Below are 13,960 nucleotides of genomic sequence, written 5' to 3' on the forward strand. Positions count from 1 at the left end.
GTCGGTTTATCAGTCATTTATCACTCTTCTATTATCACCCTGAAACCAACGTTATACACTTTCTGCCAAGGAAGATAAGCCCTGCGATAATAGGCAGTACTAGTCTTAGGATGATCATTCCAAGAGCCGCCACGCACAACTTTCTCTATACCATTACCTTGTGCTTTCTCATTATAAGGATAAGGCAGATAATCTGAGCGGGTCCACTCTGCAACATTACCCTGCATATCATATAGGCCAAATGAATTAGCCTGATAACTGCCACCTTTTACTTGTAACATATTACCGTCATCTACTCCATTTTCTTTAGGCTGATAAGTATAATACTTGTACCAAGAATCATTCTCTGACATTGGTTGAGGATCCACTCCACGAACAGCCATTTTATTCAGTTGTTTATCTGCCATATTCTCAAATTTACTGAAATCAGCATTCAAAGAACCATACCAAAAAGTGTCATCACTACCAGCACGACATGCCCACTCCCATTGCGCCTCAGTAGGTAATGTTATATTTCTACCTGTTCTTTCACTCAGTTTTTTACAGAAATCCATTGCTTCTTCCCAACTGACACGAATAGCCGGTTGCTCAGGCTTATTAGCTGGATATCCTTGATGTACATGATCCTTCCATAATTGCCTGTCAAAACGGCTATCATGTTCAGGGAAAATTGTACGGAACTGTTCGTTACTCACCTCTATCTCTCCCATCCAAAAAGATTTTTTCACGACTTGTTTATGAGCCGGAGAATAATCTGAATGGCCACGATTACTGCCCATCACAAATGAACCGGCCGGTATACGAACGAAATTCATTTTAATACCCGGTGCTAACTCGATACTCATCCTGGCATCACCCCCCTTCATGGTCATTGCTTGAGCAACGTTTTTATCAAAAGGCCACCCTTTTACTTTTACTTCTTTATCCTTAAACTCCCTCTTTTCTGGCTCTACAGGAAGCGGTTTCTCCTGTGATTCCAAATATTGGGCATATGAACGGAGTTCGGACTGCCAATCAACACCAGCATTAGCATACTTTTCAGCTAACTCCGTACGACGGGAAATTTGTTCTACACCTTTAAAAATATTAGCATTAAACTTTCCATGATAAGGAGCATTGAAATCAATCCAATTATACAAAGTTTTCCACTCTTTATCAGTCAACTCCACACCATGATGCCCCGTCTTCAATATTTTCACAAGCGGACTGACAGAAGCATGATACTCATAGGGATTAAGAACTTCAATTTCAGCTTCCGGCCCCTGACGATATACATAAGGATGTAGATTCAGATAACTTTCACCAAATCCGGAGAATTTATCAATACGCCCACCTCTAAAATCAGCCAAATTATTCGATCCATCATGGCAAGCAACACAAGCACGGTCTAAAATAGGCTGTATTTCAAGATCAAAAGTGAAAGAGCGTTGCCCTCCTTCTGGCTTAGCAATAATATGTGGAGCTATTTGTGAAGCTTTCACACGCTTTGGAATTGGTAATTGATTTTGGTCTTCATGACAACCTACGCACGAAACTGTTTCACCAGGCATGCCGGTAAGCCAACTACGCATCCACTGAACAGCACGCCCTTCCGAATCCAACGGTTGTAATGAAATTGGAGTATTCGCCGGAATTTTAAAAATCGCCGAACCATCTTCTTCCACCGGAACTGTACCTAACAGACGTTTAATATCCCAACCACTCTGAACACCTTGGGCCCAATGATCGGATGGAGTTTTATTGTAGGCATATTCATACGCTAATACCCGGAATGATTTTACTGTACCTCGAGGTACTCCTTTCAAGCCTTCTCCTTCGTATATATCCTGAATAAATACAGTAGCTTCTTTACTACCCGGAGTAATCTTATCAGGTATTACCGGAGGTATTGGAGTTTTCTTTACCGGAATCGGGCAAATCAGTCCTTCACCCTCAAACTCCGCAATCAATGTAAGATTATCATATACATCAATCAAATAGATACCCCAAAGTGAATTTTCATCCAATTTGGCAGTTACTAAAAAATATTTATCAGTCAAGGGATAAGGCTTGATAAACTGTGGCCATACACCATCAACTAAACGATCTTTGACAATAGGCTCTATTTTACGGTCACGGAAAGGTAGCTCTTGCAACATGCCTTTTTCAGATTTACGACTCTTAGACGGATCAAACAACATCAAACGTCCTGAACGCGTTACGCCATGATGTCCTGAGATGACACCGATGAATTGAGAGGGGTGTCCGGGAAGAGGTTTAGCATCAAAAGTACTATTCGGAAAATAAGAACCGCTACCATATAATGACTTTTGTTCGGTTCCATCCGGATTCATATGCATGACAAAGCGGGAAAAATAGTGAGTCAGATCTGTATATTCCCAACGAGTATACATGATACGCCCGTTATTCATCACTGTAGGAGCCCAGTTGGCATCTTGATCAAAAGTTAAACGACGTAATGAACCATCCTTCGGATCGTACAAACACATATTACCGACTTCGTCATTACCGTTTACGCACGGGACACCATTATAACCAATATTGGAAACCGCAATAATCTTACCGGAAGGCAGATAAGTAGCATCAAAAAATTCTAAATCTTTTTCAGGAGTTTCAATCAATTTCTTTAATCCTGTACCATCCAACTTCACTTCAAAAACTTGCCAACGTTTGTCTGTATCTACCATAGAGAACATCAAACGCTCAGCATCCCAATGTAATTTCAAATCGGGAACAGAGGAACCGTTATTAGGTTTGAAAATTGTACGCGTCTTAATATCACCACGCAAATTAGATAATTCTGCTATTTCCGCATTAAACCCACCACGGGATGCAGAGGTTTGGTTAGACCAATTGTTATTCTGGGTACCCAATGCACGAGGATTTACCTGACGGGCTGTAGTACCAATTTTATAACGGCCTACTATAATCTTATCTATATCCAAAACAGGATTTGCCAACAATATCTCTCTTTTCAAACTTAAAGCTTTACTAGCAGCTTGTAAAGAGGCCGCATCATTTTTATAAATACCTGAGAATCCACTTGCTATAAGTTGTTTCAGTTGTACTAATTTAGCCTGATTGGCTACTTTATCAAAAGTTTTTGATTTAGCCATATCATTGTACGCTTCTTCAATCGCACGTATATTGAGCCAGCTTAATGCATTTTGTAATTGGTAGACTTTCATTGCATCTTGAGCCACATTCAAATATCCAATTACCTGCTCATCCAAAGAAGTCTTGGCGGTAACTTGAGCTATTTGTGCAGTAAAATAGGATTTATCATTCAACAAATCTACAACAGCTGTCGCTATATGTTTTTCTATGGATGCATCATTAGTAGTAATCAAGGCCTTCATATCACTACCGGCAAAAGGCAGGAACTGGGTAGATTCCATAGGATATTTTTTTATAATATCAGTTGCAGCTTCCGCACCTGTAATACCTTGCAAACGAAAAACAGCCGTACCGGACGAAGAACGATTCTCTAACCCGATTTCAGCCTCAAACCGTACATAGCGTTTATTCAGAGGAACCACTATTTGTGAATTCGCATTAGCCATAATCGTACGTCTATACTGTTTACCTCGCATTATAACCGTCTGTCCCTTCGCATTCTCATTAAAACGAAGACGACCGCTGCCAGTATTTTTGAATGTATCTTTCAAATCATTCAACCAAATAGAAGAGCCGTCTGCCGCAATAAGTTTAGCATTAGCCCATACAGCCTGATCATCATTGGTACCATCTACAGTACCCCAAGTATATAGTACCATTTCCTCCAATCCTGTCACATCTGCAGTAAAAGGAACTGCTGCAGTTTTCGCTTTTATCACTTGTGAAACAACCGGTAAACAGGTCCTCTGCATTTCTGAATTTGCTTGTTTTTTAGCTGCCGCAATACTTTCCGCCCATGTAGCAGGTGCATTAACCTTTGTCTTTACTTTCCGCTGAGCCATAATCGGGAGCGATAAAGCAATACACACAGATATTACTATCAGTTTCTTATTCATAATACTTTGTTTAAAGTTAATTTTCTATTTCAAGTCGGGTAAGTGGAAACCTTCCAAATAACATGCAGTAGAAACTTTATCTATATCTTGCTTATTATTCAAAGTCCATACCACATTACCGTCTTTATCAATCTCAATCAATTGCGGTACATCGACTATGGTACCTTTCGTATGCCCCCCCCAATTACATATCAGTAAGTTTTTATTTTTCAGTTCCAGTATTTGTGCAACAAACCAAAGTGAAGCACCTTTTATATCATCACTTGTAACTCGCTTTAATTCTTTCCCTGTATATCGATCCACTATTATATAACAATGATTGTCCCCACAAGGTAACAGTAAATTACCGTCTGTTAACTCCAGTGAAGAAAATGCCTTTCCAGTTATATCGTATTCGGCTACGAGTCTTCCTTTCCGATTTATTTCCATTATCTTCTGTTTTGCCATCACCGGAATCAGATAATTCTTATTCTTAAGCTGGAATATCTGTCGGAATTGGCTGTGCGGCTTGTCTATTCCCAAATCAATTTTAGTTTTATTTATTTCTCTCCCATCCTTATCTAATTCGATAAACTCAGCCGGGTTACCACAGATACCTAGCAAAATACCACCATTACGTAACAAAGTCGCAGATTGAAGTTCAGCCTTACCGGATACCTGATAATCCCATATTACCCGGTGATCCCATGTCACCACTTTAGCACCTCGTTTATAAGAATATAACACATTACCTTCGTTGGTTAAAGCAACTGTATTACATTCTTCCCCTTTTTCCAAAGCATGCTGCCATTCCACTTTACCGGTTTGTTTATCCACAAGTTGTACAAACGGATTTCCTGAGCCAGCGACCAGGATTTTATCCTGTGCCGCCGCCCGAAAACCACATATCCAAACGGCTATAACTAATAAATAAAGCCTCATTACCTTCTTTTTTAAGTAATCGTTGTTACTTACTCTTCAGTTCATTAAACAATTCAAAAGCCTGTATCGGCTTCATATTATCGTGTACCACGGCGCTAACCGCCTGTATCATTGCAGCCGGAGCCTCCGACTGAAATACATTCCGCCCCATATCTACACCTGCAGCACCTTCATTAATAGCATTATAGCAAAGTTCAAGCGCTTCCAGTTCCGGCAACTTCTTACCACCGGCAATCACTACCGGTACAGGACAGGCAGCAGCTACTTTTTCAAAACCATCACAATAATAGGTTTTTACAATATTGGCACCGTTCTCTGCAGCTATACGAGAAGCCAATCCAAAATAACGTGCATCACGTGCCATATCCTTGCCTACAGCAGTTACTCCCATTACCGGAATACCATAACGGGTACCTTTATCTACGGCCTTATACAGGTTGGCTACAGTAGTAGCTTCATGCTCAGTGTCTCCAATAGCCAACATAACTGCCATTGCTGATACGTTCATACGAATAGCGTCTTCAACATCAATCAATACATTATCATTTAATGATGTCAGGATAGAAGTGCCCGCATCCGAACGTAAACAAATTGGCTTATTAGCAGTAGGTGGTATCACAGAACGAAGGATGCCACGCGTACACATCAAACAATCCGCATATTCAATCAATGGAACAATATTTAAATCTATACGCTCCAAACCGGAAGTAGGTCCCATAATAAAACCATGATCACAAGCAAGCATCACAGTCTTACCTGTCTTTGGATTAAAAATACGGGATAGGCGGGCCTTCATCCCCCAAGGAAGATTTTCTGCACCTTTTACATGAAAACTCCTATCGGCTGTCTGAATTCCTAAACCAAAATTACAGCCTTCTCTCAAATCATCTAAATCAGCCATTTTCTTATCTTTTTATCTTTCTATCTTTTATTCTATTTATAGCGCCTTTGCAAAAGCATCAAACATACAAGACCAGGATGAAGCTCCCGAATCAGCATAACCAATAGAACGTTCGCCATAATTACGGGCACGCCCGAAATTCGCTTTCATATCTTTGGTTGCTTCCGCACCTTTCAAAGCAGCTTGGGCACCCATTGTCAAAATAACTTTTACATCTTCAGTTTCAACAGCCTGCATTGCCTCTACTGCAGGAATTAATGCATCCATCATTGTTTTGTCACCACGCTGGGCTTTAGTCTGTTTCTTTACACCGGACAAACCTCCCGCAAACATTCTTTTCACAGCTTCCACATCCAATTCCTTTCCCTCTGCACAATCGCTCATACCCAGGAAAAATCCGCCTAACAGAGTACTGGTAGAACCGCTGATTTGCAACATGACATTAAATCCCATATCATTCAACATGGTTTTAAACTCCGTACCTTTTTCGGCGGACTCAACAATAGCGGACATTGCCTGAACGATAGCCGTTCCATGATCACCGTCTCCTAATACCGCATCCAGTTGCGAAAACTCATCAGCACGTTCCGTAATGCATGTCAACGCATTACGGAGCATCTTTTTAAAATCTTCTACTGTTAATTTATCCATGCCTACTTACCAATAGTTGTCCAATATGGAGCATTCGACATCTTGTTATTCAAATAATCAACATGATCCGCATCCAATAAACCGCAAATCATTTGAAAGCCTGCCTGTTCCTGAACGGTCAACAACTCACCGATACGGCTTGATACTACTTCAATACCTGCATTCTCAAGAACTTGATGTGCTTTACGATAAACGATGTTCATTTCCATGTGAGTAGTAGCACCGACACCATTAATAATCAGTAATGCTTTATCACCAGCTTTCGGTTGTAATTTCTTCATAAGCAAACCAATCATTTCCTCTGCTGTTTCATCAGCAGATACTAATTGTTTGCGTCCACCGCCACCTTCGCCATGTTGTCCCATTCCAATTTCTATTTCCCCGTCGGGCAACTCAGAAATCATCATTCCGTTCTGAGGATGAGTACAAGACTTCATGGCAACAGCCAGCGTTGCAACCTTTTTGTTAAAACGTTCACCTATTTCAATAATTTCATCTAAAGACTTACCTTCCTCAGCAGCTGCACCTACTATTTTAATCAATGGAATACAACCGGCCAAACCACGTCGATCTTCGTCAGGCGTATCCAAACCTGCACTAATATCATCATGCGTCAAAATAGTCTTTACTTTAATTCCTACACGTTCCGCCAACTGACATGCCATGTTGGCACTCATCACGTCACCGGAATGATTTAAAACAACCAACAATATACCGGCTTCACGCTTGAATAATTGCAGTGCCTGAAAAACACGCTGAGCACCCGGCGCTGCAAAAATATCCCCTACAACCGAGCAGTCCAACATACCGTCACCGACAAATCCGCTCAAAGCCGGTTCATGGCCTGAACCTCCCAGAGTAATTATGGCTACTTTGTCCTCCGACTTGGCATGCGCACGTACAATTATATTTTCTCCGCCAATAGCCACCTGATCGCTATATGCCATTACATAACCTTCCAATAGTTCAGAAGTAAGATTATCCGGATCATTTATAAATTTATGAATCATAGTTTCCTGTTATTTATATTAATTAAACTGCATTAACTCCAACGCAATGCCCTCTTCTTCGATAAAAGCAATCGTCAGATGCTCATTCACAATAGTTTTGGGAAGCAAAACCTTTGCATTCTCCAGCTCACCATCCAAATTGTCAACTTCATAAGCGATATGAGCCAATGTCTGAATCTTCTCCGGCATCCAACTGTTTTTATCAAAACGAAGAAACTCTATTTTATTGGGACTCTTTGTAAAATCTGTCAGATACACTTGCATCCCCTCATTATACATCTCCCCGGAAACCGGCTTCTGAACCGGGATTCCAATATGATTTATCTTTCTCATGGTATTACATTTATTATAAAGCAGCTTTTGTATTTGTGAAACGTAAACCATCATTGTCATGATAACATGCCCATTCCTCAACAATAGCACCTTCAGGACCGGCCATCATAAAATGATATGATTCCAATTGTTTCAGACGCAAAACATCCCCCACTTTCTGTACAACAAAATTTTTGCTCTTAATAGGGCCATGGCTTGCAGGAACCTCAGGGGCATTTGGGGTTTCATTTCCAAGTTCGGAAAAGTTATAAACCCAACCATGATTAACCATCCATGATTCATGTTTTGCAGGGAACTTTGTCTTAACATGTGCATGTTCCGGAATCATCTGTCCCGGCAATAAATAAATATTATGAGCAAAATAGCCATATTCAGGATCATTAATCCAGAAAATACCACCCATACCTACATGTTCGAAATCACCTAACCCGAAATCCGTAAACCAGATATCCTTCTCCATTAGTGGAGTAAAAGGAACACCATAGAAATCAAACATATCAAGAAAAGCTTTTTTTGCAGCTTCTTGATCAAACTTGCCATCTTTGTAAAAATCAGCATTCGTGTACTTCTTCTGATACGTAGTCTTTTCCTGTGCCATAACTTGTTCTGTTTTTTTAGTTTCTGCTGTACAAGAAACCATTCCCATACTGCAAACGGCAATTATTGCCAATGTTAATACTTTCTTTACTTTCATTTTCTCAGTTTTATTTATTAAAATTTTATTTATTGTAATAGTCCCACCCCTTCTATTTCTATCAGTAATTCTGAACGACATACATCTGTCAGTGTATAAATAACAGGTAATTTCGGATACTTTGCTTCCAATATTCTTCTCACCTTATCTAAGTCCTTCCAATACTTCACATATACACGAAAATTGGTAAGCTCTCCCTTTTTAGTAACTGGAATCCCTGCTCGTTGCAGATTCTCATTGGAAACCAAATAATCTATATTTTCAAGAGTTATTAAAGTTTGTTCTTCAATACCAACCCCTTCCAAACTCTGTTCCCCACGAATTGCGGCAGTCCCTGAAATGTAAATAAAACCATGATCTTCTTTCCATATGGCTTTAGCACGTTCAAATTTAGGAGTTGTCTTTGCTTGTAAAATTGTCTCACCTAATAATACCTGCTGGGAATAGGCATGCGCAGCCACTTGAAGAGGGTTATCCACTCCTGTTAACAAAATCGTTTCATCCTTGCAAAGCAGCACATCCATATCTACCATAATTCCCCCGCACTGAGTTCCAATACCTGTAGCGGCAGGATAGCCTGTTTCCCATTCCACATTTGTATAAAACAGAGAACGGGCATCATTAAAATCCTGATAATGCTGATGTCCCACATTATCATAGTTAGTAATTTTTTCAATATAATTCCATTGACGTACAATCGAAGAAACAGGTATCTGCTCAGTATCAAGTACCTGTCGGATACGACTAAAAACATCATCCGATTGCTCACGAATATTCCGATGTAACACATCTCCGGTAACTCCTCCCAAAAATAAGCGTTTATATCCTTTACGTTCCACTACTATATAGGGGATATCTGCACATTTCTGATAAGTGACCATATCCTGCCCTGTCAGCACCAGTTCATGTATCTCCATAGCCATACCACCGGTATCGACAGGTTGAGCTACATAACTTACTATCGGTTGCTTATCCCCAAAAAACTTTTTAACCGTCTTTCTTAAATAATTAAACTGAGCTATATATTCGCTATTATCCGCCGGTGCTCCAAAGAAAACCATGCGTACCGGCATATAAGTTGCCAAATATTCAGTAAGCAAATATGCTGTCATTTCTTCAAAGGAGGTTTTCTCCACTTGATAAAAACGATGTATAATTTCTATATGTTGTTCCGTCGTTACCATATTCCCGTCATTCATCACATAATCATCAGAGTGAATTTACATACTCGGCCAATTCATCAGCTTCTTTCGATGATATCTTTTTATCAATACCATGTTTATACACCTCAAAAACCTCTTTCATAGTAGCTGCTCTTCCATCAAACAAGTAAGGAGCGGTACGCCATACTTCACGCAAAGTAGGGGTATCCCAACCTTTCTCAAACTCTACGTCCTCTCCAATTCGGTGCATCTGCATATCAGTATAATACGGCCCGGAATGACATTCGTCACATTTAAACTTTTCAAAAACTTTACGTCCCCGCTTTGCTTTCTCAGAAAGTTCGCCGTTTATCAAAAAAGGACTTGGAAGAGGTTTTAATGATAATAAATACTCATCAACACAAGTAGCGAATTCCTCCGGAAGGTCAATAAACTGAATATATTTGTATCCTGTACGGACAGCGACATAAGAAGAAGCGCGTATTCCCGAAATCATAGCCGGCGGAGTAACATGAGACAATAATAAACTTTTACAATTCTTAGAATTGCCAATTCCATCATTCATCAAATCCCAATTCATTGCATCCATGCGGGCATCCCCAGGATGACAACCATTGCAAGACTGCCAGTTTTGAAAACAATACGCAGCATCATTAAAATATTTCTCACCTTTATTAATACTACTCTCCACCCTATTCTTCACCATAGCAATAGACTGAATATCAATCGTATTCAAATCAACAATATTTAATGTATCTGAAAAATAAGTAGGTACGATTGCATGCTCCTCTTTAATAATAAAGCATCTGGGACCATTACCAACTAAAGGAATCCGTTGACGGATACCATAAAGGAACCTCAAATCATACGCCAAAGCATCCTTTTGAGGATATTGTTCAAACTTTTGTATAAATTCCTGATAATCAATCACACTAATTTCATGAGTACCCGAATGGCTGATTACAATTTTATCATTCGTACACTTTACGTCCCAAATACCGGCAGCGCCGCGTTCCGGTTCATCCAACAATACTGCACCTTCAAAATTCAATGTTTGCACATTGACAAGGCTCACAGCACTTGTATTCATCCATCCTTGTTGCAGCTGTGAAGTCGGAACCTGAAAACGACCCAAATTATGCGTCACCAACAGATAACGGTTGTCAGGAGAAAGTGTCATACCTCGCAGTGCATTACTGCCATTAGCCAACTGTATATCTTTTATTTTTTCAAAACTTGCAATATCAATAACAGAAACACAAGCTGCCACCGTATCTACATCCGCACGTTGTGACGGAAGAAAATTAGCTACAAACAAATATCTCCCTTCCGGATCCAATACGATAGATTTCGGTTCACGCAATACACGCACTGTACGCAATTCCTTCTTTCCTTTCCGGTCTATTTCTGAAATTGTTCCTGCAAACTGATTACAAACATATAATTTTCCCGAACGGGTATCTACTAATGGGGCACAGGCACCTGAAGCAGTCTTTATAAAACATTTTTCTGAGGGTACAGAAGCCGACAAAAGATAAACACCGTTTTCATTTTCACCGGCAACCGTCGTAATAATCTGCTCACCATCCACAGTCACTCCTGTCGGTATCTCATTTAGTTCCCATTCATATAAACGTTCTTTATAATTGGACGAATAAAGTGTTACTTTACGAACACCTTTCTGTGCAACAATCATTCCCGACTTATAGGGAGCAATACTTGTAATAAATAAAGGGGTGCCTTCCGGTTGTTCGACCGTATGTGTAGTAAAAGCAAATAAAGAGGCAACCGATACAGTCACCAACAAAACCGCTTTCATAAAATTGTAATTTTTACATATCATAGACATTAAATTTAGTCGTTATTTTCCATTCACAAAAATAGCGCAAACACCTTTTTATGAGTATCAATAACGTCTCATTGAATTGCAATTGTGTATCAAATATTAGGTATAATCTGTTTGAAGGCATAGATAGAAATACTTTAAGACAACCATCTTAGTTTCCTGGCTTAATATTGATTTGAACAAATTCAAAATGTACTACTTCATATAGTATCTTAAAAAAATGAGAAAAATGAAATTATATAGATGGCAAATGAAACATAAGGTTTAAATTCTCATTTTATAATTGCAGGCTATCCGGTTACCGACTGTGGATTATCTATTCCACAGTCGGTAACCGGATAGCCTGCAATTATAAGGTAATGGAATCCTTTATACAAGTACATTTTATAAACGTACTTTGATTGTTTTTCCTTCTTCTATATTCTTTTTTATAATGCTTTTACCCTCCTGTAATACCTCTACATGAAGTTTTTCACCCACGCGTGATACATGAATATCAAAGTTGGAATTGAAAGCACGTATTTTATTCAGATTCATATAATTCCATTCTTGTGGCAAACGAGGTGTCATTTCGAAGTTACGTAAACCAATAGGGCGGATACCAAAAAGACCTTCAGTATATATACGGCAGTAAAGGCCACTTTCTGCCGACAGGTGACGCTGATTACCTTCCGGCCATGCTTCAATGGCATAAGGAACATGGTCACCAAGTAAACGGCGCCGAGAATATTTTTTCAGAAAATCCATCCCCTTTTCTACTTCACCAGCAGCAATTGTACCACGTAAAGCATAAAGAGTGGAACGATCCCAAAAAGTTTCCGTACCGGCCTGCGTCAATAACCCGTCATTTGTCCAAAGACGTGGCGAAAACAGAGCATCAATAGTCCCTTGAGCACGAGTATAAATCCCCATAACAAGCGGCATACAAATCCACGAACGCAAAATATCATTTCCTTCATAGTAACGATAACTGTGGAAGCCTTCTATCTCATATCCGAAGTGACTCTCAATGGCACTCTCCAAAGCTTTCGCTTGAGCAGTATAAGTAGCAAGTTGCTTACCGGAGACACCTATCTCACGCCCCAATAATGCAGCAGAACGCAGTGCATCATAGTATAAAGTAGATGTACAAAGATTGGCGTCACCGGCAGGAAAACGGTTTTCTAATTCATCAGAATTAGAAGCAACTACACCATCAGGAGTTAATTTGCGTTTACAATACTCCAAACACCACTCAATAAGTGGCCAAAGTTCACGAGCCTCTTCTTTATCACCACGAGCCAAAGCATAACGGGCAGCTCCATAAGCAATCATTGCGCCATCGCCACGATCTTTTGCCCCATGCCAAAAGCTAACTCCCTCGGAAATAATAGAACTTGGAATTGGATTATATTCCGGATTCATATAACGAGCAAAATGGCGATAAGCATTCAAAGCAGATTCATTACCAATATCATACCCTAAAAACGGGAAAAAAGGATTTATATATTCCGCTTGATCATTGGCCCAAACAGCGGCATAATAAGCTTCACCACCTGGACCATGCATTAACCCACCTTTAGTACGATAGATACTCTCAGCTCCACGCAATTTGGCAAAAGCAAACATTCGGTTCAACACAGGATCAGGAGTATCCAACACAAGATTTTCCCACCATTGGTTAATAAGCGCTTGGCGTCCGGCACGCTCACTTTGAATTGTGATACGTGAGAAAGCCGTGTTATCTTTCTCCGTAACATCATCTGAAACTTTCTTCCCGGAATAAATAGCATAAAAGTCCAATGTTTCACCCGGTTTCAGAATAAAAGCACCTTTTTTGGATAGAGAAGCTTCAATACGATAAGCACCATAAACACCTGCCTCTTCCGGAGTTGTATAAGTAACGCGCCATTCAGGTACACGCAAAGTTATAGGGTTTTGGCTGTTATTCTTAAAAGTATATTCTTCAAGATAACGGGGAGCATTTATCGAAGGGTAAAGAATGCGAGTCACATGAATCGCATTCTTCAGTTCCTTACGACGGTAGATATATCCATAATCACTTTCTACACGCATAATACCATTAAATGTAATATCCTGAACTACCTCATTCAACAACGTCTGGTCGTCCACTGTTACCATAGCTGGTATATTTACATCGAAACGTTGCTTCAAATTATTCTGTGTTTTATTAGGCTTCATACGCAACATGGGAAAAACCAAGCTGCGATTTAAATGAAAACGCTGTTGTACATCCACACCATAACGTAAAACGACAGAAAGCATCTGCCCACTCATTTCAACATGATCTTCATGCGGCAAATTTCGTGTAGGCTTCCATTGAATGGAACCATCTTGCAGAATCGTCCAACGGTCTTGTGACTGAGCACAAACTGTTACTGAAGCAACGAGTATCAAAGATATAAATAAAAAGATTCGTTTCATTGTC

At 39.8% G+C, this 13,960-nt stretch carries 10 protein-coding genes; all 10 read right to left on the reverse strand.

What is annotated here, in order from left to right; genetic code table 11:
• Positions 1 to 20: 20 nt before the first annotated feature.
• The 10 genes from BUB52_RS02340 to BUB52_RS02385 all read right to left on the reverse strand — a co-directional run bounded on the left by BUB52_RS02340 (position 21) and on the right by BUB52_RS02385 (position 13,956).
• Complete coding sequence (locus BUB52_RS02340; protein WP_009120455.1) at positions 21 to 4,013, reverse strand: SUMF1/EgtB/PvdO family nonheme iron enzyme; 3,993 nt, start codon at positions 4,011 to 4,013, stop codon at positions 21 to 23.
• Positions 4,014 to 4,037: 24 nt separating this feature from the next.
• Positions 4,038 to 4,934, reverse strand: a complete 897-nt coding sequence (locus tag BUB52_RS02345; protein ID WP_009120456.1) for a beta-propeller domain-containing protein — start codon at positions 4,932 to 4,934, stop codon at positions 4,038 to 4,040.
• A gap of 25 nt (positions 4,935 to 4,959) precedes the next feature.
• Positions 4,960 to 5,835: a 3-hydroxy-5-phosphonooxypentane-2,4-dione thiolase gene (lsrF, locus tag BUB52_RS02350; protein WP_009120457.1), complete on the reverse strand. Its 876-nt coding sequence runs from the start codon at positions 5,833 to 5,835 to the stop codon at positions 4,960 to 4,962.
• Between the two features lie 36 nt (positions 5,836 to 5,871).
• On the reverse strand, positions 5,872 to 6,486 hold the full coding sequence (locus BUB52_RS02355; RefSeq protein ID WP_009120458.1) for a DAK2 domain-containing protein: 615 nt from the start codon (positions 6,484 to 6,486) through the stop codon (positions 5,872 to 5,874).
• A 2-nt stretch (positions 6,487 to 6,488) separates the two neighbouring features.
• A complete protein-coding gene (locus BUB52_RS02360) occupies positions 6,489 to 7,496 on the reverse strand; it encodes a dihydroxyacetone kinase subunit DhaK (RefSeq protein WP_009120459.1) in 1,008 nt (335 codons plus the stop codon).
• Between the two features lie 18 nt (positions 7,497 to 7,514).
• The gene (locus tag BUB52_RS02365) at positions 7,515 to 7,829 is read right to left on the reverse strand and encodes a VOC family protein (RefSeq protein ID WP_009120460.1); all 315 of its coding nucleotides are present in this window, start codon (positions 7,827 to 7,829) and stop codon (positions 7,515 to 7,517) included.
• A 13-nt stretch (positions 7,830 to 7,842) separates the two neighbouring features.
• A complete protein-coding gene (locus BUB52_RS02370) occupies positions 7,843 to 8,523 on the reverse strand; it encodes a cupin domain-containing protein (protein ID WP_009120461.1) in 681 nt (226 codons plus the stop codon).
• A 29-nt stretch (positions 8,524 to 8,552) separates the two neighbouring features.
• A complete protein-coding gene (locus BUB52_RS02375) occupies positions 8,553 to 9,707 on the reverse strand; it encodes a chorismate transformation FkbO/Hyg5 family protein (protein ID WP_039950167.1) in 1,155 nt (384 codons plus the stop codon).
• 25 nt (positions 9,708 to 9,732) lie between these two features.
• On the reverse strand, positions 9,733 to 11,505 hold the full coding sequence (locus tag BUB52_RS02380; RefSeq protein WP_254302426.1) for a YVTN family beta-propeller repeat-containing protein: 1,773 nt from the start codon (positions 11,503 to 11,505) through the stop codon (positions 9,733 to 9,735).
• Between the two features lie 411 nt (positions 11,506 to 11,916).
• Positions 11,917 to 13,956, reverse strand: a complete 2,040-nt coding sequence (locus BUB52_RS02385; protein ID WP_009122361.1) for a glucosidase family protein — start codon at positions 13,954 to 13,956, stop codon at positions 11,917 to 11,919.
• Between the last annotated feature and the right edge of the window lie 4 nt (positions 13,957 to 13,960).

The organism is Bacteroides clarus YIT 12056 (assembly GCF_900129655.1).
GTDB lineage: Bacteria > Bacteroidota > Bacteroidia > Bacteroidales > Bacteroidaceae > Bacteroides > Bacteroides clarus.